The organism is Streptomyces asoensis (assembly GCF_016860545.1).
GTDB lineage: Bacteria > Actinomycetota > Actinomycetes > Streptomycetales > Streptomycetaceae > Streptomyces > Streptomyces asoensis.
Map to the genome: position 1 here is coordinate 1,964,697 of NZ_BNEB01000003.1, position 25,034 is coordinate 1,989,730.

18 protein-coding genes and 1 riboswitch are annotated in these 25,034 nt (G+C 72.3%); of the genes, 9 read left to right on the forward strand and 9 right to left on the reverse strand.

Annotation, left to right across the window (positions count from 1 at the left end):
- Positions 1-7 precede the first annotated feature (7 nt).
- From nuoL to recQ, 4 genes are all read left to right on the forward strand, one after another.
- On the forward strand, positions 8-1,972 hold the full coding sequence (nuoL, locus tag Saso_RS21460) for an NADH-quinone oxidoreductase subunit L (RefSeq protein ID WP_189925414.1): 1,965 nt from the start codon (positions 8-10) through the stop codon (positions 1,970-1,972).
- A gap of 5 nt (positions 1,973-1,977) precedes the next feature.
- Positions 1,978-3,549, forward strand: coding sequence for an NADH-quinone oxidoreductase subunit M (locus tag Saso_RS21465; RefSeq protein WP_189925412.1), 1,572 nt, complete (start codon positions 1,978-1,980; stop codon positions 3,547-3,549).
- A complete protein-coding gene (gene nuoN, locus Saso_RS21470) occupies positions 3,546-5,195 on the forward strand; it encodes an NADH-quinone oxidoreductase subunit NuoN (protein ID WP_189925409.1) in 1,650 nt (549 codons plus the stop codon). Before Saso_RS21465 ends, nuoN begins: the two co-directional genes overlap by 4 nt.
- 218 nt (positions 5,196-5,413) lie before the next feature.
- Positions 5,414-7,513 (forward strand): DNA helicase RecQ, encoded by a 2,100-nt coding sequence (recQ, locus tag Saso_RS21475; protein WP_189925565.1) that lies wholly within the window; start codon positions 5,414-5,416, stop codon positions 7,511-7,513.
- A gap of 294 nt (positions 7,514-7,807) precedes the next feature.
- Here the strand turns inward: recQ and Saso_RS21480 are convergent, their stop codons facing one another.
- The 8 genes from Saso_RS21480 to fahA all read right to left on the reverse strand — a co-directional run bounded on the left by Saso_RS21480 (position 7,808) and on the right by fahA (position 17,522).
- The gene (locus Saso_RS21480; RefSeq protein WP_189925407.1) at positions 7,808-10,807 is read right to left on the reverse strand and encodes a fumarate reductase/succinate dehydrogenase flavoprotein subunit; all 3,000 of its coding nucleotides are present in this window, start codon (positions 10,805-10,807) and stop codon (positions 7,808-7,810) included.
- A gap of 11 nt (positions 10,808-10,818) precedes the next feature.
- Positions 10,819-11,664, reverse strand: a complete 846-nt coding sequence (locus Saso_RS21485) for an ABC transporter ATP-binding protein (protein ID WP_189925405.1) — start codon at positions 11,662-11,664, stop codon at positions 10,819-10,821.
- Positions 11,648-12,526, reverse strand: coding sequence for an ABC transporter permease (locus tag Saso_RS21490; protein WP_189925403.1), 879 nt, complete (start codon positions 12,524-12,526; stop codon positions 11,648-11,650). The genes Saso_RS21485 and Saso_RS21490 overlap by 17 nt, the downstream gene beginning before the upstream one ends.
- Entirely contained in the window at positions 12,523-13,878 is a 1,356-nt protein-coding gene (locus Saso_RS21495; protein ID WP_189925401.1) for an ABC transporter substrate-binding protein, read from the reverse strand. Before Saso_RS21495 ends, Saso_RS21490 begins: the two co-directional genes overlap by 4 nt.
- Positions 13,879-13,893: 15 nt before the next feature.
- On the reverse strand, positions 13,894-14,121 hold the full coding sequence (locus tag Saso_RS21500; RefSeq protein ID WP_020130156.1) for a 4Fe-4S dicluster domain-containing protein: 228 nt from the start codon (positions 14,119-14,121) through the stop codon (positions 13,894-13,896).
- Positions 14,122-14,240: 119 nt separating this feature from the next.
- Entirely contained in the window at positions 14,241-15,029 is a 789-nt protein-coding gene (locus tag Saso_RS21505; protein ID WP_189925399.1) for a GntR family transcriptional regulator, read from the reverse strand.
- 122 nt (positions 15,030-15,151) lie between these two features.
- A complete protein-coding gene (locus Saso_RS21510; RefSeq protein WP_189925397.1) occupies positions 15,152-16,090 on the reverse strand; it encodes a M56 family metallopeptidase in 939 nt (312 codons plus the stop codon).
- 208 nt (positions 16,091-16,298) lie between these two features.
- On the reverse strand, positions 16,299-17,522 hold the full coding sequence (gene fahA, locus Saso_RS21515; RefSeq protein ID WP_189925563.1) for a fumarylacetoacetase: 1,224 nt from the start codon (positions 17,520-17,522) through the stop codon (positions 16,299-16,301).
- Between the two features lie 355 nt (positions 17,523-17,877).
- On the opposite strand from fahA, the gene Saso_RS21520 reads away from it, so the two are divergent.
- Positions 17,878-18,702 (forward strand): HAD family hydrolase, encoded by an 825-nt coding sequence (locus Saso_RS21520; RefSeq protein ID WP_189925395.1) that lies wholly within the window; start codon positions 17,878-17,880, stop codon positions 18,700-18,702.
- A gap of 45 nt (positions 18,703-18,747) precedes the next feature.
- Here Saso_RS21520 and Saso_RS21525 read toward each other — a convergent pair whose 3' ends face one another.
- A complete protein-coding gene (locus Saso_RS21525) occupies positions 18,748-19,221 on the reverse strand; it encodes a transglycosylase SLT domain-containing protein (RefSeq protein WP_189925393.1) in 474 nt (157 codons plus the stop codon).
- A 5-nt stretch (positions 19,222-19,226) separates the two neighbouring features.
- Positions 19,227-19,440, reverse strand: a riboswitch (cyclic di-AMP (ydaO/yuaA leader).
- Positions 19,441-20,466: 1,026 nt separating this feature from the next.
- Between Saso_RS21525 and Saso_RS21530 the strand changes: the two genes are divergently transcribed.
- The 4 genes from Saso_RS21530 (at position 20,467) to Saso_RS21545 (ending at position 25,015) form a co-directional block, all read left to right on the forward strand.
- Complete coding sequence (locus tag Saso_RS21530) at positions 20,467-21,477, forward strand: polyprenyl synthetase family protein (protein ID WP_189925387.1); 1,011 nt, start codon at positions 20,467-20,469, stop codon at positions 21,475-21,477.
- A gap of 339 nt (positions 21,478-21,816) precedes the next feature.
- Positions 21,817-23,088: a LolA family protein gene (locus tag Saso_RS21535; RefSeq protein ID WP_189925385.1), complete on the forward strand. Its 1,272-nt coding sequence runs from the start codon at positions 21,817-21,819 to the stop codon at positions 23,086-23,088.
- A 39-nt stretch (positions 23,089-23,127) separates the two neighbouring features.
- On the forward strand, positions 23,128-24,096 hold the full coding sequence (locus Saso_RS21540; RefSeq protein ID WP_189925383.1) for an ABC transporter ATP-binding protein: 969 nt from the start codon (positions 23,128-23,130) through the stop codon (positions 24,094-24,096).
- Positions 24,083-25,015, forward strand: coding sequence for an ABC transporter permease (locus tag Saso_RS21545; RefSeq protein WP_189925381.1), 933 nt, complete (start codon positions 24,083-24,085; stop codon positions 25,013-25,015). The genes Saso_RS21540 and Saso_RS21545 overlap by 14 nt, the downstream gene beginning before the upstream one ends.
- Positions 25,016-25,034: the final 19 nt, after the last annotated feature.

Consider the following 25,034-nt stretch of genomic DNA (forward strand, 5'->3'; position numbering starts at 1 on the left):
AAGAATCGTGGAGAACCTCATCGCGCTGCTCATCGCGGCGCCCCTGCTCGGAGCGGCCGTCCTGCTGGTCGGCGGCCGCCGGCTCGACGCCGTCGGCCACTGGATCGGCACGCTCCTGTCGGCCGTCTCCTTCGTGTTCGGTGTCGTCCTCTTCGCCGACCTGCTCGGCAGGACCGCCGAGGACCGCACGCTGACCCAGCACCTGTTCAGCTGGATCCCGGTCGAGGGTTTCCAGGCGGACGTCGCCTTCCGCCTGGACCAGCTGTCGATGACCTTCGTGCTGCTGATCACGGGCGTCGGCTCGCTGATCCACCTGTACTCGATCGGGTACATGGAGCACGACGAGCGGCGCCGCCGCTTCTTCGGCTATCTGAACCTGTTCCTCGCGGCGATGCTGCTGCTGGTCCTCGCCGACAACTACCTGCTGCTGTACGTCGGCTGGGAGGGCGTGGGTCTCGCGTCCTACCTGCTCATCGGCTTCTGGCAGCACAAGCCCAGCGCCGCCACCGCCGCGAAGAAGGCCTTCCTGGTCAACCGCGTCGGCGACATGGGCCTGTCGATCGCCATCATGCTGATGTTCACCACGTTCGGCACGTTCGCGTTCGGCCCGCTGCTCGGGTCGGAGGGCGAGCCCGGCATCGCGGGGGACGCGACGGAGGGCAAGCTCACCGCCATCGCCCTGATGCTGCTGCTCGCCGCCTGCGGCAAGTCCGCCCAGGTGCCGCTCCAGTCCTGGCTCGGCGACGCGATGGAGGGCCCGACCCCGGTCTCGGCCCTCATCCACGCGGCGACCATGGTGACGGCGGGCGTGTACCTGATCGTCCGGTCCGCCGCGATCTTCAACGGTGCCCCCGACGCGCAGCTGGTCGTCACCGTCGTCGGCGCCGTCACGCTCCTGTTCGGTGCGATCGTCGGTTGCGCGAAGGACGACATCAAGAAGGCGCTGGCCGGCTCGACCATGTCGCAGATCGGCTACATGGTGCTGGCCGCGGGCCTCGGCCCCATCGGCTACGTCTTCGCGATCATGCACCTGGTGACGCACGGCTTCTTCAAGGCCGGGCTGTTCCTCGGCGCGGGTTCGGTCATGCACGGCATGAACGACGAGGTCGACATGCGCAAGTACGGCGGTCTGCGCAAGTACATGCCCGTCACCTTCGTGACCTTCGGGCTGGGCTACCTCGCCATCATCGGCTTCCCGGGCCTGTCCGGCTTCTTCTCCAAGGACAAGATCATCGAGGCGGCGTTCGCCAAGGGCGGGACCGAGGGCTGGATCCTCGGCGCCTGCGCCCTGCTCGGTGCGGCGATCACCGCGTACTACATGACGCGCGTGATGCTGATGACGTTCTTCGGCGAGGAGCGCTGGAAGAACCGGCCGACCCCGTCGCCCGAGGCGCCGGGCGCGGAGCCCGCCGCCGCACACCACGGCGAGCACGCGGAGCCGCACCCGCACGAGTCGCCCAAGGTCATGACGATCCCCATGATCGTGCTGGCCTTCGGATCGGTCTTCGCCGGCGGCTTCTTCAGCATCGGCGACCGCTTCCTGCACTGGCTGGAGCCCGTCACCGGCCACTCGCACGGCGACTCGCCGGTCAGCGCCCTCACCGTCACCCTCGCCACGATGGTGGTCCTGGTGATCGGCGTGGCCGTCGCCTACGCCCAGTACGGCCGCCGCCCCGTCCCGGTCGTCGCCCCCCGCGGGTCGCTGCTCACCCGGGCGGCCCGGCGGGACCTCTACCAGGACGACTTCAACCATGTCGTGCTGGTCCGCGGCGGCGAGCACCTGACGCGCTCCCTGGTCTACGTCGACCACACCCTGGTCGACGGAGTCGTGAACGGAACGGCGGCCTCGGTCGGCGGCCTCTCCGGACGGCTGCGCCGACTGCAGAACGGCTTCGTCCGGTCGTACGCGGTCTCGATGTTCGGTGGTGCGGCGCTCCTCATCGCCGCGACCCTGCTGATGAGGGCGGTCTGATACCGATGTCCTTTCCTCTGCTGACAGCGACAGCGGCGCTCCCGGCGATCGGGGCGGTGGCCACGGCCGCCGTCCCGGCCGCCCGGCGCAACGCCGCCAAAGCGCTGGCCCTGCTGTTCTCCCTGGCCACCCTCGCCCTGGCGATCGTCGTCCTGGTCCGCTTCGACCCGGACGGCGCCCGCTATCAACTCACCGAGTCCCACGCCTGGATCGCGGACTTCGGCGTCCGCTACGAGCTGGGCGTGGACGGCATCGGGGTCGCGCTCGTCGCGCTGACCGCGCTGCTGATCCCGTTCATCATGCTCGCGGGCTGGCACGACGCGGACCCGCTGGAGACCGGCAGCAGGCGCTGGCGTCCGACCCAGGGCTTCTTCGCCCTGATCCTGGCCGTCGAGGCGATGGTGATCCTCTCCTTCGAGGCGACCGACGTCTTCCTGTTCTACATCTTCTTCGAAGCCATGCTGATCCCGATGTACTTCCTCATCGGCGGCTTCGGGGACCGGGCCCACGAGCACGGAGAGGTGGCGGCGTCGACCCAGCGGTCGTACGCGGCCGTGAAGTTCCTCCTGTACAACCTGGTCGGCGGCCTGATCATGCTGGCCGCGGTGATCGGCCTCTACGTGGTCGCCGGGAACTTCTCCCTCACCGAGATCGCCGAGGCGCGCGCCAACGGCACGCTCGACATGGCGACGAACACCGAACGCTGGCTGTTCCTGGGCTTCTTCTTCGCCTTCGCGGTGAAGGCGCCCCTGTGGCCGCTGCACACCTGGCTGCCCAACGCCATGGGCGAGGCGACCACCCCGGTCGCCGTGCTCATCACCGCGGTCGTCGACAAGGTGGGCACCTTCGCGATGCTCCGGTTCTGCCTCCAGCTGTTCCCGGAGGCGAGCAAGTGGGCGACGCCGTTCATCCTCGTCCTCGCCGTGATCAGCATCATCTACGGGGCGCTGCTCGCGGTGGGACAGCGGGACATCAAGCGCCTGGTGGCGTACGCCTCGATCTCGCACTTCGGGTTCATCATCCTGGGCATCTTCGCGATGACCAGCCAGGGCCAGTCCGGTGCCACGCTCTACATGGTCAACCACGGCATCTCGACCGCGGCGCTGATGCTGGTCGCCGGCTTCCTGATCTCCCGGCGCGGCTCGCGGCTCATCGCCGACTACGGCGGTGTGCAGAAGGTCGCCCCGGTGCTCGCCGGCACCTTCCTGATCGGCGGCCTGGCCACCCTGTCGCTGCCCGGTCTCGCACCCTTCGTCAGCGAGTTCCTGGTCCTGGTCGGCACGTTCGCGCGGTACCCGGCGATCGGCATCATCGCCACCTTCGGCATCGTCCTCGCCGCGCTCTACACCCTCGTGCTCTACCAGCGCACCATGACCGGCCCGGTGAAACCCGAGGTCTCGGCGATGCCCGACCTGCGCCCCCGTGAGCTCCTGGTCGTCGCCCCGCTGATCGTGCTGCTGATCTTCCTGGGCGTCTATCCGAAGCCCGTCACGAACATCGTCGATCCGGCGGTCCAGCAGACCCTGTCCGACGTACACAAGAAGGACCCCCAGCCCGAGGTGGAGGCGGCCAAGTGAGCGCATCAGCCGTCCACAGCCTGTGGACAACCGCGGCCGACCCGATCTCGAAGATCGACACGCCGAAGATCGAATACGGGCAGCTCTCGCCCACCCTGATCGTCGTGGGCGCGGCGATCATCGGGGTACTGGTCGAGGCGTTCGTGCCGCGCAGACACCGCTACTACGCCCAGTTGTTCGTGTCCGTCGTCGCGCTGGTCGCCGCGTTCGCCGCCGTGGTCGCGCTCGCGGAGGGCGGCTACGGCACCACGAAGGCGCGCATCGCGGCCATGGGCGCGATCGCCGTCGACGGACCGGCCCTCTTCCTCCAGGGCACGATCCTGCTGGCCGCCCTGGTGGGCCTGTTCACCTTCGCCGAACGGCGCCTCGACCCCGAGGCGCACGGCAACCGGGTCGACTCCTTCGCCGCCCAGGCGGCCTCCGTGCCCGGCAGCGAGAGCGAACAGGCCGCGGTCAAGGCCGGGTTCACGACCACCGAGGTCTTCCCGCTGCTGCTGTTCGCCGTCGCGGGCATGCTGGTCTTCCCGTCGGCCAACGACCTGCTGACCCTCTTCATCGCCCTGGAAGTCTTCTCGCTGCCCCTGTACCTCCTGTGCGCCCTGGCCCGCCGCAAGCGGCTCATGTCGCAGGAGGCCGCGGTCAAGTACTTCCTCCTCGGCGCGTTCGCCTCCGCGTTCACCCTCTTCGGCATCGCCCTGCTGTACGGGTACGCGGGCTCGGTGTCGTACGGCACGATCGCGCAGGTCGTCGACGGCACCGTGCAGAACGTGAACCCGGCCCTCGCCGACACCATGGGCAACGACGCGCTGCTGCTCGTCGGCGCCGCGATGATCGTCATGGGGCTGCTGTTCAAGGTGGGCGCGGTGCCCTTCCACATGTGGACACCCGACGTGTACCAGGGCGCGCCCACCCCGGTGACCGGCTTCATGGCCGCGGCGACCAAGGTGGCCGCCTTCGGCGCGCTGCTGCGCCTGCTGTACGTCGTCCTGCCGGGGCTGCGCTGGGACTGGCGGCCGGTCATGTGGGGCGTGGCCGTGATCACGATGCTGGGCGGTGCGATCGTCGCGATCACCCAGACCGACATCAAGCGGCTCCTGGCGTACTCGTCCATCGCGCACGCCGGATTCATCCTCGCGGGTGTGATCGCCACCACCGAGGACGGGGTCTCCTCGGTGCTCTTCTACCTGGCCGCGTACTCGTTCGTGACGATCGGCGCCTTCGCCGTGGTCACCCTCGTGCGCGACGCGGGTGGCGAGGCGACCCACCTGTCCAAGTGGGCCGGGCTCGGGCGCAGGTCACCCCTGGTGGCGGCCGTCTTCGCGGTCTTCCTGCTGGCCTTCGCCGGCATCCCGCTGACCTCCGGCTTCGCCGGGAAGTTCGCCGTCTTCAAGGCGGCGGCCGAGGGCGGCGCGGCCCCCCTGGTCGTGGTGGGTGTGATCTCGTCGGCGATCGCCGCGTTCTTCTACATCCGGGTGATCGTGCTCATGTTCTTCAGCGAACCGCGGCCCGACGGTCCGACCGTCGCCGTTCCGTCGCCGCTGACCATGGCGGCGATCGGGGTGGGCGTGGCGGTCACGCTGGTGCTCGGCGTGGCGCCGCAGTACTTCCTGGACCTGGCGAACCAGGCGGGAGTGTTCGTGCGCTGACCGCGGCGCCGCCGGCCGGCGGCCTGCGCGTACGGTGGGCCCGGTTCCCCGAGGGGGAGCCGGGCCCACCGGCGTGTCCACCGGCACACGCGGTGCGATCCGCGTCAGGGCGGGCACACGGAGTCACCGGAAAGAGCCTGTGGACAACTCCGGCGCTGTCGGTCCCGACCCCTATCGTGGAAGCAGTGGTCGAGGGACGACGTACGGGGGACCAGTCGATGGGCGGGACGGGCGGGATCAGCGAGATGACAGGGAACACCCAGACACCGGAGCGGACCGGGAGCGAGGCGCTCGCCACGCTCCACCGGGTCTTCGGGTACGACGCCTTCCGCGGCGAGCAGGAAGCGGTCATCGAGCACGTGGTGACCGGCGGGGACGCGGTCGTCCTCATGCCGACCGGCGGCGGAAAGTCGCTGTGCTACCAGATCCCCGCCCTGGTCAGACCGGGCACCGGCATCGTCGTCTCCCCGCTGATCGCGCTGATGCAGGACCAGGTCGACGCGCTGCGGGCGCTCGGTGTGCGCGCCGGGTTCGTCAACTCCACGCAGGACTTCGACGAGCGGCGCGTGGTCGAGGCCGAGTTCCTCGCAGGCGAGCTGGACCTGCTGTACCTGGCCCCGGAGCGGCTGCGCCTGGACTCCACGCTCGACCTCCTCTCCCGCGGCAAGATCTCCGTCTTCGCGATCGACGAGGCGCACTGCGTCTCCCAGTGGGGCCACGACTTCCGCCCGGACTACCTCTCCCTCTCCCTGCTCGGTGAGCGCTGGCCGGACGTCCCGCGGATCGCGCTCACGGCGACGGCCACCCGGGCGACGCACCAGGAGATCACCCAGCGGCTGAACATGCCGGCGGCCCGGCACTTCGAGGCCAGCTTCGACCGGCCCAACATCCAGTACCGGATCGTGCCGAAGGCCGACCCGAAGAAGCAGCTGCTGAGCTTCCTGCGCGAGGAGCACCCAGGCGACGCGGGCATCGTCTACTGCCTCTCGCGCAACTCCGTGGAGAAGACGGCCGAGTTCCTCTCCCGCAACGGCGTCGAGGCGGTGCCCTACCACGCAGGCCTGGACGCGGGCACCCGCGCGGCGCACCAGTCCCGCTTCCTCCGCGAGGAGGGCCTGGTCGTGTGCGCGACCATCGCCTTCGGCATGGGCATCGACAAGCCGGACGTACGCTTCGTCGCCCACCTCGACCTGCCCAAGTCCATCGAGGGCTACTACCAGGAGACGGGACGCGGCGGCCGGGACGGACTGCCCTCCACGGCCTGGATGGCCTACGGGCTCAACGACGTCATCCAGCAGCGCAAGCTGATCCAGTCCGGGGAGGGCGACGAGGCGTTCCGGCGGCGGGCCGCCGCCCACCTGGACTCGATGCTGGCGCTGTGCGAGACCGCCCGGTGCCGCCGCGGACAGCTCCTCGCCTACTTCGGCCAGGAGGCCGGGCCGACCGGCTGCGGCAACTGCGACACCTGCCTCACCCCGCCGGAGACCTGGGACGGGACGGTCGCGGCCCAGAAGGTCCTCTCGACCATCGTGCGGCTCCAGCGCGAGCGCGGCCAGAAGTTCGGCGCGGTGCAGATCATCGACATCCTGACGGGCAAGCGCACCGCCAAGGTGATCCAGTTCGACCACGACCAGCTGTCGGTGTTCGGTATCGGCGAGGACCTGTCCGAGGGCGAGTGGCGGGGCGTCGTACGGCAGTTGCTGGCGCAGGGGCTGCTCGCCGTCGAAGGGGAGTACGGCACTCTGGTGCTGACGGAGGCCAGCGGGGCGGTGCTGCGCCGGGAGCGGGAAGTACCGCTGCGCAAGGAACCGAAGAAGCCTGCGGCGGCGAAGACATCGGGCTCCACCGGCCGGGGCAAGGCCAAGGCGGCCGTGGCCGAACTGCCCGAGGAACTACGGCCCGCCTTCGAGGCCCTGCGCGCCTGGCGTGCCGAACAGGCGCGGGAGCAGGGCGTACCGGCGTACGTCATCTTCCACGACGCCACCCTCCGCGAGATCGCCCTGGCATGGCCGACCTCGACACAGCAGCTCGGCGGTATCGGCGGGGTCGGCGAGAAGAAGCTGGTGACGTACGGGGAGGGCGTGCTCGCCGTGCTGGCCTCCCTGGGCGGGACACCGGCCACGCCCGCACCGGAGCCGGCCGGTGACACCGCCCCCGCCCCCGTAACCGGCTCCGGATCCGGCCCCGGCCCGGGCTCCGCTCCCGCCGGCGCCGCGGATGCCGCGTCCGGCGCGGTGCCGGGTGCCCGGACGGACCCCGGATACCCCGACCACTGGCCCGAGATGGACGCGGAACCCGAGCCCGAGGACTGGATGTAGAGGACTGGATGTAGGGGCAGGGGAAGCGGACCGGCGGCTCGGCGCCCGGTCGTCCGGACGGTCCCCGGACCGTCCGGCCGGGAGGACCGGGAGGACCGGGAGGACCGGGACGGCCAAGACGGCCAGGACTGCCAGGACGGCCGGGAGGGCCGGTACGGCCGGGGCCGGGACGGCGGGGAGGACCGGGAGGACCGGACGGCCAGGACTGCCGGGACGGTCGGGAGGGCCGGGGCGGAGATCGGAGGTCGGATCAGCCGGTCCGGTGCCGAGGGCCGGATGAGCTTGTCCGGTGGGTCACAGGGCGCGGGTGGCGTAGGCCCTGACGTCCGCGTCGGAGTCGGTCGTCGCCGTGGCGAGGGCCGCGCGGGCGGCCTGCGAGCCGCGGTGCCGGGTGAGCGCCAGGACGGCGGCCTTGCGGACGTCGGCGTTCGGGTCGGCGAGGGCCTTGGCGAGGACCGGGACCGCCGTGTCCGAGCGGGCCACGGACAGCGCGGTGGCCGCACCGGCGCGGACCTGCCAGGCCGGGTCGGCCAGGGCTGCCACGGCCCGCTCGGCGAACGGAGCCGGGCAGCCGGTGGTGCCCAGCGCACCGTAGGCGGCCGCCCGCACCAGGGCGTCGGGGTCGTCGACCAGCCCGGCGAGAGCCGCGTGGACGGCGTCCGGCTCGACGGCGGCGCCTGCCCCGACCGAGGACTCGACCGGGGAGCCTGTCCCGGAGCCGGAGCCGGAGCCGGAACCCGTGTCCCCGGGGGAGCCGGAGCCGGACGGGGGCGGCTCGCTCAGGCGGCCCGCGGCCACCGTGGCCAGCGACCTGGCGATGCTGACGCGGACCTCGCGGGACGGGTCGGCGCTCGCCGCCCGGGCCAGTTCCTCGGCTGCGTCGACGGACACCAGGGCGCGGACGGCCTCGATCCGCACGGCGATGTCGGCGTCTTTGAGGGAGCCCGCGAACAGGGCGGCGTCGCCGAGGCGCAGGGCCCGCAGCACGTCCAGCGCCGCGGCCCGGACGACGGGGTCGGACTCGGCGAGGGCGGCGGCCAGAGCGTCGCGCAGGGCGGGTTCCGGCGGCAGCGTCTCGACGAGCTCCCGCAGCGAGGCCGCCGCCGCGGCCCGTACCTCCGGGGCGGGGTCGCGCAGCGAACCGGCGAGGGCGGCCCCGGTGCCCGGCGGCACGGTCTCGGTGAGGACGGCGACGGCCTCGCGCCGGACGGCGGGCACGGGGTCGGTCAAGTAGGGCACGAGAGAGGTGAGTTCGGGCTCCTCCTCGGCGAGCGCGACGAGTTCGAGGAGACGGGTGGAGGAGCGGTGCGAGGACTCCAGGCCGGGCGCTGCCCCGGCGTCGGGAACGGCACCGGCGTCAGTGTCGGCAACAGCCCCGGCACCGGACTCGGCTGCGGCGTCAACCCCGGCCCCCGGCCCGCTCGTGGAGGCCGCCGGCGTCGGGACTCCGGCCACGCCGGAGGCGGCCGCCGGCGACGGCACTCCGGCTCCCGCGGCGACGGGCGCCACATCCCGTGAGCCGGCCGTGGCGACCTGCTCGGGGTGGACCTCGCCCAGCTGCCGGGAGGGGCCGCCGACGGGCGTGAACCCGTCGACCGGAACCAGGTAGGGAGCCACCGGACGGGCCGTGAACTCCATCGCACCGGAAGGGGACTTGTGCAGATCGAGGTGGTGGAACCACGAGGCGTCGTCGCGCAGCGGGTGGTCGAGGCGCTCGTGGTAGAGGCCCCAGCGGGACTCCGTCCGGGCCAGGGAGGCGCGCGCGGCCATCTCCGCGCAGTCGCGGATGAAGCCGACCTCGGCGCAGCGCATCAGCTCGTGCGGGGTACGGGCGCCCATCCCGGCGATGTCGTCGCGCATCCGCTCGAAGGACTCCAGGGCCAGCGAGAGCCGCGCGCCCGACTTGGGAGGGGCCACGTAGTCGTTCACGAAGCGGCGCAGCTTGTACTCGACCTGCGGCTGCGGCGGTCCCTGCGGGTTGCGCAGCGGGCGGTAGATCAGCTCGTGCGCCTCGCGCAGCTGGTCGGCGGGCAGCTCACCGTCGTACGCCGTGTACCGGGCGGCGTCCGCGCCCGCCAGGTCGCCGAAGACGAACGCGCCGATCATGTAGTTGTGCGGGACGCAGGCCAGGTCGCCGGCGGCGTACAGGCGGGGGACGGTCGTCCGGGCGTGGTCGTCCACCCGTACCCCCGAGGCGGAGTGGCCTCCGCACAGGCCGATCTCCGAAATGTGCATCTCGATGTCGTGGGTGCGGTAGTCGTGGCCGCGGCCCGCGTGGAAGGTGCCCCGGGTCGGGCGTTCGGTGGAGTGCAGGATCGACTCCAGGGCCGACACCGACTCCTCGGGGAGGTGGCTCAGCTTCAGGTACACCGGGCCCCGGTCGCTGGCGACCTCCGCGGCGAACTCGGCCATCATCTGGCCCGACCAGTAGTCGGAGTCGACGAAGCGTTCGCCGTGCCGGTTGACCTGGTAGCCGCCGAACGGATTGGCGACGTAGGCGCAGGCGGGACCGTTGTAGTCCTTGATCAGCGGGTTGATCTGGAAGCACTCGATACCGGTCAGCTCGGCGCCCGCGTGGTAGGCCATGGCGTAGCCGTCGCCCGCGTTGGTCGGGTTCTCGTACGTGCCGTAGAGGTAGCCGGAGGCGGGCAGGCCGAGGCGGCCGCAGGCCCCGGTCGCGAGGACGACCCCGCCCGCGCGGACGGTGACGAACCGCCCGGTGCGGGTGTGGAAGCCGACCGCGCCGATGGCCCGCCCGTCCTCGGGGGAGGTCAGCACGCGCACCGGCATCACCCGGTTCTCGATCCGGATCCGCTCCCGCATCTCGCGCCGCCGCAGCTGCCGGTACAGGACCTTCTTGACGTCCTTGCCCTCCGGCATGGGCAGCACGTAGGAGCCGGAGCGGTGGACCTGGCGGACCGCGTAGTCGCCGTGCTCGTCCTTCTCGAACTTCACGCCGTACGACTCCAGGCGCTGCACCATCGCGAAGCCGCGGGTGGCGGTCCGGCGCACGGTGGACTGGTCGACGATGCCGTCGTTGGCGCGGGTGATCTCGGCGACGTAGTCGTCGGGCTCGGCGCGGCCCGGGACGACCGCGTTGTTGACGCCGTCCATGCCCATGGCGAGCGCCCCGGAGTGGCGCACGTGCGCCTTCTCCAGGAGCAGGACCGCCGCGCCGCGCTCGGCGGCGGTGAGGGCGGCCATGGTGCCGGCGGTGCCCCCGCCGATCACGAGGACGTCGCAGGTCAGCTCGTCGGCGTCGCCGAGCGCGGGGATCTCCAGCAGGGTGTCCACCGGGGTGCCTTTCAGATGCTCAGTGAGGTCAGGACGTCGCGCCGCAGGGCCATCCGCGCGGGGTCGTCGTGGGCGGCCCGGTCGCGCGGGCGCGGCACGTCCCGTACGGAGAGGAGGCGGCCCGTGCCGAGGAGGGCCACGCGGTCGCCGAGGAACAGGGCCTCGTCCACGTCGTGGGTGACGAAGACGACGGTGGCGCCCGTGCCGTGCAGCACCTCGACCAGCAGGTCCTGCATGCCGGCCCGGGTCTGGGCGTCGAGGGCGCCGAAGGGTTCGTCCATGAGGACGGCGCGCGCACCGGCGGCGAGGGCCCGGGCCAGTTGGGCCCGCTGGCGCTGGCCTCCGGAGACGCGGTGCGGCAACTGCCGGGCACGGTCGGCGAGTCCGACCCGCTCCAGCCAGGCCCCGGCCTGTTTCCTGCGCTCCGCGCGCCGGGCGCCCTGGATGGCGAGGGGCAGTTCTACGTTGGACAGCAGGGTGCGCCAGGGGAGGAGGGCGTCCTCCTGGAAGACCAGCGCGCGGTCCGCCGCCGGTCCGCCGATCGGACGGCCGTCCTGCTCGGCGGCACCGGCGAGCACGGGCAGCAGCCCGGCCAGGGTGCGCAGCAGCGTCGACTTGCCGCAGCCCGAGGGCCCCACGACGGTCAGGATCTCGCCCGGGGCCACGTCGAGGTCCACCTCGGCCAGGGCGGCGGCGTCGGGGCGGCCGAGGGTGGCGGCGCGCAGGGTGAGCCGGGTGCCACGTGCGGCCGTGCCGGTGCCGGTGCTCGTGCCCGTACCGGCGGCGGGCGTGGTGCCGGTGCCGGTGTCCGCGGTCGTCGTGCGGGTGGTCCCGCGGGTCTCAGACGAGGTGCTCATCGCGGGCCTCCCCGGAGTCGTGGCCGGTGGGGACGGCGGGGACCGCCGGTGCCGGGGCGGCCGGCCGGGCGCTCACCGGCCGGGTCCGGCCCGCCGGGACGTACGACGTGCGGGGCAGCCAGCGGGTGAGACGGCGGCCGAGGAGCTCCACGGCGGTGGACGTGGCCCAGCCGAGCACGCCGATCGTGACCATGCCGACGAAGACCCCCGGGTAGTCGACGACCGTGTAGTCCTGCCAGGTGCGGTAACCGACGCCGTACTGGCCGGAGATCATCTCGGCGGAGATCACACAGATCCACGACACCCCGATGCCGACCGACAGACCGCTGAAGATGCCCGGCAGGGCCCCGGGAAGCACCACCGAGCCGAGGACGCGCCACCGGCCGCCGCCCATGGTGCGCACCGCCTCCTCCCACCCCGGGCTCAGCGCGCGCACCGCGTGCCGGGTGGAGACCGTCACCGGGAAGAAGGCGGCGGTGAAGGTGATGAAGACGATGCCCTGCTCGTTGGAGGGGAAGAGCAGGATCGCGACGGGCACCAGGGCGATCGCGGGGATCGGGCGGACGACTTCGAGGACCGGTCCGAGCAGGTCCTCGGCCAGGCGCGAGCGCGCCACGAGCACACCGGTGGCCACACCCAGCACGGCGGCCAGGAGGAATCCGGTGACGATACGGGTGAGGCTGTCGGTGAGGTCCGTCCAGTAGTCGTCGCCCGCCAGCCGGTCGGCGAACGCGCGGGCCACGTCGGCGACCGTGGGGAACTGCGAGAAACGCAGCCACAGGTCGACGTCCAGGCCGGTCAGCAGCTGCCACAGGCCGAGGGCCGCCGCCACCGAGGCCACCCGCAGCGCGTACCGGGTCACGACGCGCGCCCCAGCGCTTCGGCGTACGTGACGACCCGGGCGCCGCCGTGGGCGCCGAGGTAGGCCCGCGCGGTCGCCGGGGCGACGAAGGGCAGGAGGCTTCGGCCGTCCGCCACCCAGACGGCCCGGTCGGCGAACCACAGGGTGCCGGTGGTGGCGTCGGGGACGTAGGCGGCGCGGATGCCGTCCTCGTGCTGCGCCACGTAGGCCAGCAGCTCGGCGGGGGTGCCGAAGGAACGGGTCCCGCCTGCGCCCTTGGGCCAGACCTCGCTCGCGGCCGGCGGGGGCGCGGCGGCGAGCTGCTTCGCGTAGGACGGGCCGAGCGCCTTCCTCACGTACCGGTCGTCGACGAACGCGTCCACGTCGACGTCCCCGGTCAGCTTCGCCGCCTTCAGGACGGACACGTCCTCCTTGAGCGCGGCGACGAGCCGGGGCTTGACGGCCGGGTCGAAGGTGGCGATGCCGTGGGCGCCGTTGTAGAGGTAGACGACCTCGGCGGGCAGGCCGGTGGCCCCGGCGACCTTCTCGGCGGCGGCCACGGGGTGCGCGTCGAGATAGACGGTCGCCTCCGCCTGGGCCTTCAGGAACGCCTCGAGCACGGCCGGACGCTTCTTCGCGAAGTCCTCGCGCGCGGTGACGCCGTGGAAGGTCGGCAGGTCGAGCTGGGCGCCGTCGTACAGGGCCTTCGCCTTGCCCTGGTAGGCCAGCAGACCGGGCCAGGCGACGAACTGCGAGAGCGCGTCGGCGCTGCCCGCGGTGAGGGCCGACGCGCCCACGGCCGGCTGCTGGTTGAGCTTCTCGATGCCCTTGTCCGGGTCGATCCCGGCGCGTTGCAGGGCCCGTACGAGGGTGCCGTCGGCGGCCGATCCGACGCTGGTGGAGACCTTCTTGCCGTCGAGGTCCTCGACGGAGGCCAGATCGGAGCCGGGCGCCGTGACGATGGTGTTGAGGCCGCCGCGCAGGTTGTAGCCGGTGACCGAGACCAGGTGGGTGGGTCTGCCGAGCTGTTTGCCGCGGGCCGCGTTGATGAGGAGCGGGAAGTCGCCCATGGAGCCGATGTCGATCTTCCCGGCGGTCATCTGCGCGGTGATGGGGGCGCCGGTGGCGTAGTCCTGCCAGTCCACCTTGTAGGTCGTGCCGTCACCGAGGGCGTCGAGCTGTTTCTCGAAGTAGCCGAGCGAGCGCAGCAGGGTGCCCGCCGTGACGGTGTTGATGGTCTTGGACTGGTAGCCGACGGTCACGGTGACCGTGGAGCCGCTGCCCGCCTCGGCGCTGCCGCATCCCGTGACGGGGAGCAGGAGGAGGGCGGTGGACGCGGCGATCGCCGCGGGTTTCGTCGCTGGGGTCTTCATGGGGATTCGGGCCTTTCACCGGAGCAGGTAGGGCATGTTGACCGTGACGGCTCCGGTGGGACAGCGGGCCGCGCACGGGCCGCAGTACCAGCACTCGTCGACGTGCATGTAGGCCTTGCCGTTGCTCTCGTCGATGGCCAGGGAGTCCAGCGGGCACATGTCCACACAGAGCGTGCAGCCGTCGATGCACTTCGACTCGTCGATGGTCACGGGCACGTCGGCCCGCTGGGGTGCCAGGGTCATGGCTGTCTCCAGGAAGGTCCCGGGAGGATTCCGGAGAAATCCCGGGCGGCAGTGAACCGATGAGGCCGTGCCGAACGATGAAGGGTCGAGGGCGGAAGCCGTACCGCCGGGGAGGGAGGTCAGAGGGAGCGGTGCAGCAGGCCGCTCATCGAGATGCGGTCCCCGCGGAAGCGGATGAACTCCAGATCCACCGGGCGGCCGTCGGCGAGGTGGGTGAGGCGTTCGAGCATCAGGACGGCCGCGCCGCGCGGTGCCTCCAGCACGGCGGCGGAGTGGGCGTCCGCGGTCACCGCCTCGAGGGTGATCTCGGCCTGTCCGAGGCGCTGTCCGGTGACGGCTTCCAGCAGGCGGAAGACGTCGGTGTTCTCCAGGTCGGCGCCGAGCAGGGCGGTGCCGATGTCGAGCGGGAGGTAGGTGAGGTCGAGGGAGAGGGGGATGCCACCCAGGCGGCGCAGGCGTTCGATGTAGAGCACGTCGGTGCCGGGCGGTACGTGGAGGCGGTCGGCCACCGGGGCGGGTGCGGCGACGGGGCCCATCGTGCGGACCTCGTTGGTGACCCGGCCGTGCTCGTGCAGGGTCTCCGCGAGACCCATCAGACGGTCCAGGCCGTGCGGGTACTTCTGCGCCACCACGACGGTGCCCACGCCCGGCAGGCGTGCGACGAGCCCCTCCGCCCGCAGGAGGTCGAGGGCCTGGCGGACGGTGTTGCGGGAGGCGCGGTAGTCCGCCGCGAGGGTCGACTCGTGGGGGAGCGTGCCGTCCGGGAAACCGTCGGTGAGCAGCTGGCGGCGCAGCAGATCGGCCAGCTGACGTGCCTGGTCCGCACGCAGCCGACGACGCGCGCGGTGGGCGGCGACGGTGGTCGCGCCCTGGCCGGCGTGGTCCCGGATGCGGTCGGTGGGTGGCATGTTTCGAACCATAGCGAGCCGGTAGGAAAAGCGGTGTTGCCGGAGTGTTGCGCCACCTGCCGGCACGTCAGACGCGGCGCTGACCTGCGAGGACAGGGCCGGCCCGCACAAGATCTGCCAGGTCAGGACAGCGCGGTGAGTCCCGGGGCGAAGGTGATCAGCAGCGGCAGCAGGGGCACCAGCGTGGCCACCGTCGTGGTCAGCGCCCGCTGCCGGCGGAGCAGGCGCGGGGGCGGCTGGAGCAGGCGGTCGACGCGCTCGCCCAGGAGACGGTGGCTGGAGGCGCAGGACAGGACGCCCCGGTGCTGGTTCAGCTCGATCAGGGCGAGCGCCGTCGTCAGGTGACCGCAGCGGCGGGACGCTGTGTCGTCGGCGGCGAGTTCGACCAGGCGGTGGGTCTGGTCGCAGAAGTGGGAGAAGAGCGGAACGCGGGGGAAGCCGGTGGCAAGGGCTGTCGACAGGTGGAGCAGCCAGTCGTGGTGGGCGCGGGCATGGCCGCGCTCGTGGGTGAGGACGGCGTCCAGCTGGTGGGAGGTGAGGCGGTGCAGGGCGCCGGTCGTCACGATCAGCTGGGGCGGGCTGCCCGGCATCCACCAGGCGTCGGGGTACTCGTCCTCCAGGACCAGCAGCGGGCCCCGGGCGGACGGCAGCCCGGCGGGCAGGTCGGGGGCGCGTTCGCGCAGGTGCGCCCTGGCCTGGCCGCGGCGCCGGCGGGCGTCGAAGAGCTCCCGGGCCAGCATCGCGGTCGTCCAGGCGGCCCCGCAGGCCAGCAGCAGGGTCAGGGCCGCGGCCCACGGCGGGGCGGCGGAGAGGTCGTACGCCTGCGACACCCCGGGCGGCGCGGGGGCGAAGACCCGGGCACGGACGGTGTGGAACACGGCGGCGGCGCCCAGCGTCAGGGCGGTCAGACAGCACAGCAGCACCGTGGCGACCAGGCACTGCCACACCCACAGCCCGAGCACCGGTTCCCGCTCGGGCCACGAGGACCGGGTCAGCGCACGCGGGACCGGCACGGCGGCGGACAGAGCGACGACGCTCAGCAGGAGCAGGCAGAGGGTCATGCCGTGGGCTCCGGATCCTGGTCGGGAAGGGGGCGGGCGCCACATGCGCGCGGATGGTCCGCCCCGTACCCGGAGGTGGGCGGACCGCCGCAGGCGGCGGGCTCGGCCCGAAGACCGTGCCCGTCGCCAGTATGACGGCGGTTACCCCGGGAGTCAGCCCGAGAAGGCACCCCGATCCGTCGTCGCCCGGGGCGGTCCGCCGCCGGGTTCAGCCGTCGGCGCGGCCCGGGACCACACGTCCGCTCACCTCGCCCAGCCCCACCCGTGCGCCGCCGGGGCCGGGGGCCCACGCCGACAGGGTCACCACGTCGTCGTCCTCCAGGAACGTGCGCTTGCCGTCGGGCAGCTCCAGCGGGTCGCGGCCGTTCCAGGTCAGTTCCAGCAGGGAACCGCGCTCGTGCGGCTCCGGCCCGCTCACCGTGCCGGAGCCGTACAGGTCCCCGGTGCGCAGCGAGGCGCCGTTGACCGTGAGGTGGGCGAGCTGCTGGGCCGCCGTCCAGTACATGCCGGCGAAGGGGGGCTCGGAGATCACGCGGCCGTTCAGCGCGACGGAGATGCGCAGGTCGTAACCGGCGGGTTCGGTGCTCGCGTCGTCCAGATAGGGCAGCAGGGGGTGGGTCCGCTCCGGGGGCGCCACCCGCGCGTCCTCCAGGGCTTCCAGCGGGGTGATCCACGCCGACACGGACGTGGCGAACGACTTGGCGAGGAACGGGCCGAGCGGGACGTACTCCCACGCCTGGAGATCGCGGGCCGACCAGTCGTTGAGCAGGCAGAGCCCGAACACGTGCTCGCGGAAGTCGGTCAGCGCCACCGGGTCGCCCTGCCGCGAGGGCACGCCGACGACGAAGCCGACCTCCGCCTCGATGTCGAGCCGCACGGACGGGCCGAAGACCGGCGCCGGGTCGGCGGGCGCCTTGCGCTGGCCCGACGGACGCACGACGTCCGTGCCGGAGACCACGACCGTGCCGGCCCGGCCGTGGTAACCGATCGGCAGATGCTTCCAGTTGGGCAGGAGGGTGTCCCCGGCGTCCGGGCGGAAGATCGCTCCCGCGTTCCGGGCGTGGTGCTCCGAGGAGTAGAAGTCGACGTAGTCGGCGACCTGGAAGGGCAGGTGCAGGGTCACACCGGAGAGCGGGTGGAGAAGCGGTTCCACGGTGCTGCGGTGGGCGGGCTCGGTGACCCACTCGGTCAGGGCGCGGCGCACCTGCGACCAGGTCGTCCGGCCGGCCGCCAGCAGCGGGTCCAGCGTCGGCGCGGCAAGCAGGCCGACGTGCGGCGAGCCGAGCGCGCGGGCCGCGGCGCCCGCGTCGAGCACGTGGTCGCCGAGCCGGACGCCGACGGTGCGCTCCGTGGAGCCCGGGAGGGAGAAGACACCGTAGGGGAGGTTGTGCGGACCGAAGGGATCGCCCTCGGGAAGGTCGAAGGGGGGCATCGGGTACTGCCTCTCTTTCGTGCGCTCTTTGGTGCTCGCCATGTCGGGCTCGACGGGCCCCGGGCGGGTGGCGCGCCGGGTGCGCCGGGCCGCGCCACACGTTACGGCCGACACCGCGGAAGCGACACGGGGGCCGGGACCGGCGCGACCACCCCGCGGAGAAGAGAGGAGAAGAGAGGAGAAGGGAGGGGGAGAAGGGAGGGGCCGGTTGCGGGTGCGGGTCAGGCAGTCCCGAGGGGTCCCCACTCAGTCGTACAAAGCCATGCGCACAAGGGGAGTTGGCAGAACAGGACAGGACCGGCCGTCGTCCGGTTCACGTCGAACCAGGGGGGCGTGGGATCCGTATTCTCTGATCATGGCCGCACCCACCGCATATGCCGCGCGCACCGCGTACTCCCTCATCGCCACCGACCTGGACGGCACGCTGCTCCGCGGCGACGACACGTTCTCCGACCGGTCGCTCGACGCGCTCGCGCGGGTGGCGGCGGCCGGGGCACGCCATCTGGTGGTGACGGGACGCCCCGCGCCCCGGGTGCGACCGCTGCTCGAGCGCATGCACAGCAGGGGTCTCGCGGTCTGCGGACAGGGCGCGCAGCTGTACGACGCCGGCGCGGACCGTCTGCTGTGGTCCGTCACCCTGGACCGGGAGCTCGCCGAGAACGCGCTCGGCAAGATCGAGGCGGAGGTCGGGCAGCTGTACGCGGCCGTGGACCAGGACGGTGTCGACGGGCTCACGCTCATCGAACCGGGCTACCGGATGCCGCACCCGACGCTGCCGGCCCTGCGCGTCGGCCGGCGCGACGACCTGTGGTGCGAGCCGATCAGCAAGGTGCTGCTGCGCCATCCCGCCCTGTCCGACGACGAGTTGGCGGCGACGGCCCGCTCGGTGGTCGGTTCGCTGGCCACCGTCACCATGTCGGGGCCCGGCACGGTCGAGCTCCAGCCCTGCGGGATCACCAAGGCGACGGGGCTGGCCCTGGCCGCCGAGCGTCTGGGCATGCGGCCCGAGGACACCATCGCCTTCGGGGACATGCCGAACGACATCCCGATGTTCGACTGGGCGGCCCGGGGAGTCGCCATGGCCAACGCCCATCCGGAGCTCAAGGCGGTGGCCGACGAGGTCACCACGTCGAACGAGGACGACGGCGTGGCCGTCGTCCTCGAACAGATGTTCCCGTGAGCGGGAGGGTCGGTACCGGTCCGCCGAACGGTACCGACGGGCAGGTCAGTACGCGCTGAACACGTTGTCGATGGAGCCGTACCGGTCGGCCGCGTAGTTGCAGGCGGCGGTGATGTTGGCGACCGGGTCGTAGGAGTCCCACGAGGTGCCGGAGACGTGGTAGGCGCGGAAGGTCGGGTCGATGACCTGGAGCAGACCCTTGGAGGGGATGCCCGCGGCAGCGTTGGAGTCCCACAGGTTGATGGCGTAGGGGTTGCCGGAGGACTCGCGGATGACGTTGCGGTAGATGCCGTTGTACGTACCCGGGATGCCGTGCTGCCCCATGACCTGGAGGGAGGCGCGGATCCAGCCGTCGAGGTTGTTGCTGTAGCCGAGGCTGGTGGCGGTGGCGACGGTCGGGGTGGCGGCGGAGGCGCCGGTCGCGCCGATGAGCGGGAGGGCGAGCACGGCCGCGCCGGTGGCGACGACGGTGAGCTTGCGGACGAGACGGTTGCGGCGCGGCTGGGCGGCAGCGGGCATGACGGAATTCCTCTCCTTCGCCTGCGAGGTGAGCTGTCGGGTTCGGGCGGGAGTTGCCCGGTCGCGGCCTGACGGCCGCGACTTCACCCCAAGCCGGACAGAGCCGTTCGGAACGTCCTGATACATCCAGCACGTCCGTAAGGTCCGTTTCGGCGACTTACCTGGTTCCCCCGCTCCTGCCGAGCGTTTCTCGATGGGTGGTTCGGGCGGCGGCAGGATTCGGCGTTCCGCCCGACAGGCCGGGAACGTATGCGAGAGCACATGTCCGGAACAAGTGCCGGATTCACAGTTGACCCCTATTGACCTTGGTCCGGTGCCTATGGGGTGCTTGATCCTTTGTGGGTGCAAAGCTTCAACTTGCTTGAGGGGTGCGGAGGATCGGTGAAGGTTTGGGGGAGGGTGGGGCGGGCGCCGGAGTGAGCCAACTCACCAGCGTCCACAAGAGGGGCTAATCGGGCATTCATCCCAACTCATCTGCAAAGCACTGCGGATGGGGCGGCGGCACGATCCGGGTCTCGAGGCCGGGCCGGCGGAGGCGGCCGCCCGGGAGAGGTGTCCGGAAATGCGCGTGACCGTCGTCACGCGCAAGGGGGCGAGGGGGAGGAGGGGGCAGGGGGAGGGGGTGGGCGGGAATCGCCGGCCCGTCGGCCGCCCCGCCGCCGGGCTTCACGCCGGATCTCACGCCGGGCCCCGCGCCGGATCCAGTGCCGGGCCCCGCCCGGGCCGTACGCCGGGCCTCACGCCGGGCCTTACGTCGGCCCTCGGCGCCGGGCCCCGCGCCGGGCCCGCCCAGGACCCGGTTACGGCCCTCGAGCCGGGCCCCGCGCCGAGCCTCACGCCGTGGCCCTCGAGCCGGGCCCCGCGCCGAGCCTCACGCCGTGGCCCTCGAGCCGGGCCCCGCGCCGAGCCTCACGCCGGGCCCCCGTCGGACTCGGCGCCGAGCCTCACGCCGTGCCCCGTCGGGCCCGGTGTCGGCCCTCGCGCCGCACCTCTCGCCGGACATGAATCGCCGGTTCCCGGCAATTCTGTCCATGTACGTTCATGTGAGCTGATCAAAAACAAATCGGGCGTGATCCGAAACCGCCTGGCCTGCGGAGCGCCTCCCGGGCGAGCCCATTCGAGCCCGGTGGACGTGGGGGCTATCGGTGATCGAAACGTGACCGGATACGCTGACTTGAGTGATGGCAGAGACCTATCGACAAACCGCGTAATCGCCGGAAGACACCAGCAGACAGGAGACCCCTCGTGACCGTCGTCGGGCCGTTCGGGCTGAGCGTGCGGGACCAGGCTCTGGAAGCCGATGTCCAGGCCGGATTGACGGCTGTCGAGGAAGGCCTGCTCGAGGCCACCAAGAGCGCCGTCCCGTTCATCACGGAGGCCGCACAGCATCTCGTGCGAGCGGGCGGGAAGCGGTTCCGGCCGCTGCTCGTGGTCCTCGCGTCCCAGTTCGGCGACCCGTACGCGCCGGGCGTCGTGCCCTCGGCCGTCGTCGTGGAGCTGACCCACCTGGCCACGCTCTACCACGACGACGTGATGGACGAGGCGGCCGTGCGCCGCGGCGTGTCCAGCGCGAACAGCCGCTGGGGCAACTCCGTCGCCGTCCTCACGGGCGACTTCCTCTTCGCGCGCGCCTCCCACATCCTGGCCGACCTCGGACCCGAGGCGGTGCGGGTGCAGGCCGAGGCCTTCGAGCGCCTGGTCACCGGCCAGATCCTGGAGACGGCCGGGCCGACGGACGGGCGCGACCCGGTCGACCACTACCTCGACGTCCTCGGCGGCAAGACGGGGTCGCTCGTGGCGGTGGCGTGCCGGTTCGGGGCGATGATGTCGGGCGCCGACGAGACGGTCGTCGACGTGCTGACCCAGTACGGGGAGCGCCTCGGCGTCGCCTTCCAGCTGGCGGACGACGTCCTGGACATCGCCTCCGACTCCCACGAGTCGGGCAAGACCCCGGGGACGGACCTGCGCGAGGGCGTTCCCACCCTGCCCGTGCTGCGGCTGCGGGAGCGGGCGGCACGGCTGTCGCTGCCCGAGGACATCGCCCTGTGCGAGCTGCTCGACTCCGACCTCAGCGACGACGCCCGGCACACCGAGGCGCTGGAGGCGCTCCGCGCCCACCCGGCGCTGGAGCAGGCCCGCCGGGACACCGTGCGCTACGCCAAGGAGGCGCGGTCCGCGCTGGCGCCGCTGCGGGAGTGCGACGCGAAGGCGGCGCTGATGGAACTCTGCGACGCGGTGGTCCACCGGGCCGGCTGACGGCCGCGGCCGCCCTCCCCGAGGTGCGGCCGCCGTCGGGTCGCCGCCGCCGTCGGGTCGCCGCCGCCGTCGGGTCGCCGCCGGTGCCCCGGCGGCCCGTGACCCCTACGGGCCGGTCGTGACCCCTACGGGTCGGCCCCCGCCCCGTCCTCCTCGTGTCATACCGCAGGCGTATGCGGAGTTGAGTCCTCGGGCTGACGCTTGCCCGTGTCTGATTTGGTCAGATGGGAACCAAGGAAAACACCACTCCTCACCGATTCGGGTGAGAATGGCGGCTTGGGGTGGGGACGTTCAACCGTGAGATGACCAGCCGCCGCCGACGACGGAGGTAAGGCACACATGGCACCGAAGGCATCCGACGACACCACGACCGGTGGCGGGCCGACCGGCGGCGAGGCCGACGACCTGCGCCTCGGACGGCGCAAGGCGGCCCGGTACATCGTCCCGGTCACCGTGATCGGTGTCGCGGCGGCGACGATCGGGCTGGTCCCCGCGCTCGCCGACTCCGGCGACCCCGACCTGCCGAAGATCACCGCACAGCAGCTCCTCGACAAGATCGCCGCGTCGGACGTGCAGCAGCTGTCCGGAACGGTGAAGATCACCACCGATCTCGGGCTGCCGGACCTCGGCGGTCTGGAGAGCGGCCTGCTGTCCGGGGCCACCGGGAAGGGCGGCGACGGCTCGTCCGCCGACCCGTCCGCCAAGCTCACCGAACTCGCCGCGGGCACGCACACCCTGCGCGTCGCCGCCGACGGCCCCGACCGCCAGAAGCTCTCGCTGCTGGAGAACGCCGCCGAATACAGCGTCATCCACAACGGCACGAACCTGTGGGGCTACGACAGCGCCTCCAACGAGGTCTACCACTCCACCGTCGACAAGAGCGCAGGCGAGGGTTCCGGCACGGCGCGGACCCCCGTGCCCGCCACGCCCAAGGACCTCACCGAGGACGCGCTCAAGGCGGTCGACGACACGACGTCCGTGACCGTCGACGGCACCGTCCAGGTCGCCGGCCGCGACGCCTACAAGCTGCTGGTGAAGCCGAAGCAGTCCGGTTCGACGGTCGGCGCGATCAGCGTGGCCGTGGACGCGAAGACCGGCCTGCCGCTGAAGTTCACCCTCACCCCGGCGAGCGGCGGCGCCGCCGTCGTGGACGCGGGCTTCACCCAGGTGGACTTCACCAAGCCCGCCGCGTCCACCTTCGACTTCACCGCGCCCAAGGGCGCCAAGGTCACCGAGGGCGGCGACGAGACCGGCGGGGTGGGCGAGCGCAAGGCCGACGGGACCGCGCCCGGCCGCTCCGGCAAGCCCGGCGACCTCGACAAGGATCTCCAGGGCCCGGCCGGCCTCGAGGGTCTCGAAGTCCTCGGCGAGGGCTGGACGTCCGTCGCCACCTTCGACACCGGCGGCGAGGGCGTGCCTTCGGGCGCCGCGGCCGGCGGCGACCTCGGCGGCTTCCTCGGCTCCTTCGGCGACAAGGTGACCGGCAGGTTCGGCTCCGGCACCGTCTTCTCCACCCGCCTGATCAACGCCCTGATCACGGACGACGGCAAGATCTACGCCGGTGCGGTCACCAAGGACGCCCTGGTGAAGGCGGCGGACGCGGCGAAGTAGGCGCCGGACACGACGAGGTCCCGAAGAACGGTGAGGCCGATGGGGGAGTCAGTGACGGAGCCCGAGGACGACGACGCCGTCATCCGTACCCACGGCCTCACCAAGCGCTACCGCGGCGGACAGCTAGCCGTCGACGGTCTCGACCTGACCGTCCCGGCGGGCAGCGTCTTCGGCTTCCTCGGCCCCAACGGCTCCGGCAAGACCACCACCATCCGCATGCTGATGGGGCTCATCGAACCCACGGCGGGCTCGGCCCGCGTCCTGGGGCAGCCCATGCCGCGCGCCGCGCGCGCCGTACTGCCCCACGTCGGGACGCTCATCGAGGGTCCCGCGCTCTACGGCTTCCTCTCCGGCCGCGACAACCTGCTGCGCTACGACGCCGCCGACCCGACCGCCGACCCGCGCACCCGGCGGGTCAGGGTCACGGCGGCGCTGGAGCGGGTGGGACTGACCGCCGCCGCCGGAAAGAAGGCGAAGGCGTACTCCCTCGGGATGAAACAGCGGCTGGGCCTCGCCGCCGCACTGCTCCAGCCCCGCCGGCTGCTCGTCCTCGACGAGCCGACCAACGGCCTGGACCCGCAGGGCATGCGGGAGATCCGCTCGCTGGTGCGGGAACTGGCCGCGGAGGGCACGACCGTCTTCCTCTCCTCGCACCTGCTCGACGAGATCGAGCAGGTGTGCACGCACGCGGCGGTGATGGCCCAGGGCAGGCTCCTCGTCCAGGGTCCGGTGGCCGACCTCGCGGCGGGCACCCGCGGCCGCCTGGTGGTCATGACCCCGGATCCGGCGGACGCCGCCCGGGTGCTGAAGGAGCAGGGCGCGGAGGACGTCGTACCGGGCGAGGACCGGGTGAGCGCCGAGGTCCCGCCCGCGGACCGCGATCTCGCCGACCTGAACGCCGCACTGGTCACCGCGGGCGTCCGCGTCCGCGGCTTCGCCGTCGAGCGGGCCTCCCTGGAGGACGCGTTCGTGGCTCTCACGGGAGAGGGATTCGATGTCGCGGGTTGACCAGGTGGCGAAGGCGGACGGTGACGGGACGACTCCGGCGGCCCGCCCGGCGGATCCGTCCCGGCCCCGGTCCTGGACCTGGACGTTCGGGCTGCTGCGCAGCGAGCTGCTGACCACCTTCCGGCGCTGGCGGACCCTGGCGCTGCTCGGCGTGCTCGCGGCCGTGCCGGTCCTGGTCGGCATCGCCGTGAAGATCGAGACGAACGACGGCTCGCCGGGCGGCCGAGGCGGTGGGGGCGGTGGCGAGGGGCCGGCGTTCATCTCCCAGGTCACCAACAACGGCCTCTTCCTGGTCTTCACCGCGCTGGCCGTGACCCTGCCGTTCTTCCTGCCGATGGCGATCGGTGTGATCGCGGGCGACTCGATCGCCGGAGAGGCCAACGCGGGCACCCTCCGCTACCTCCTGGTCGCCCCCGCCGGGCGGACCCGCCTGCTGCTGGCCAAGTACGCGACCGTCATGGTCTTCTGCCTGGTCGCCACCCTCGTGGTCGCCGTCTCGGCACTGACCGTCGGAGCGCTGCTGTTCCCGCTGGGTGACCTGACGACGATCTCCGGCACCCGGATCGGCTTCGGCGACGGGCTGCTGCGCGCGTTCCTGATCGCCCTGGTCGTCGCGGCCTCGCTGACCGGCGTCGCGGCCCTCGGACTGTTCGTCTCCACGCTCACCGGCAGCGGCATCGCGGCGATGGCCACGACGGTGGGTCTGCTGATCACCGTCCAGATCCTCGACCAGATCCCCCAACTGCACGCGATCCAGCCGTACTTCTTCTCGCACCACTGGCTGTCCTTCGCCGACCTGATGCGCGAACCCGTCTACTGGGAGGACCTGCGCAAGAACCTGGGCCTCCAGGTCCTGTACGCGGCCGTCTTCGGCTCGGCGGCCTGGGCCCGCTTCACGACGAGGGACGTCACGGCATAGCGGCCCCGCGCGGCGGGGT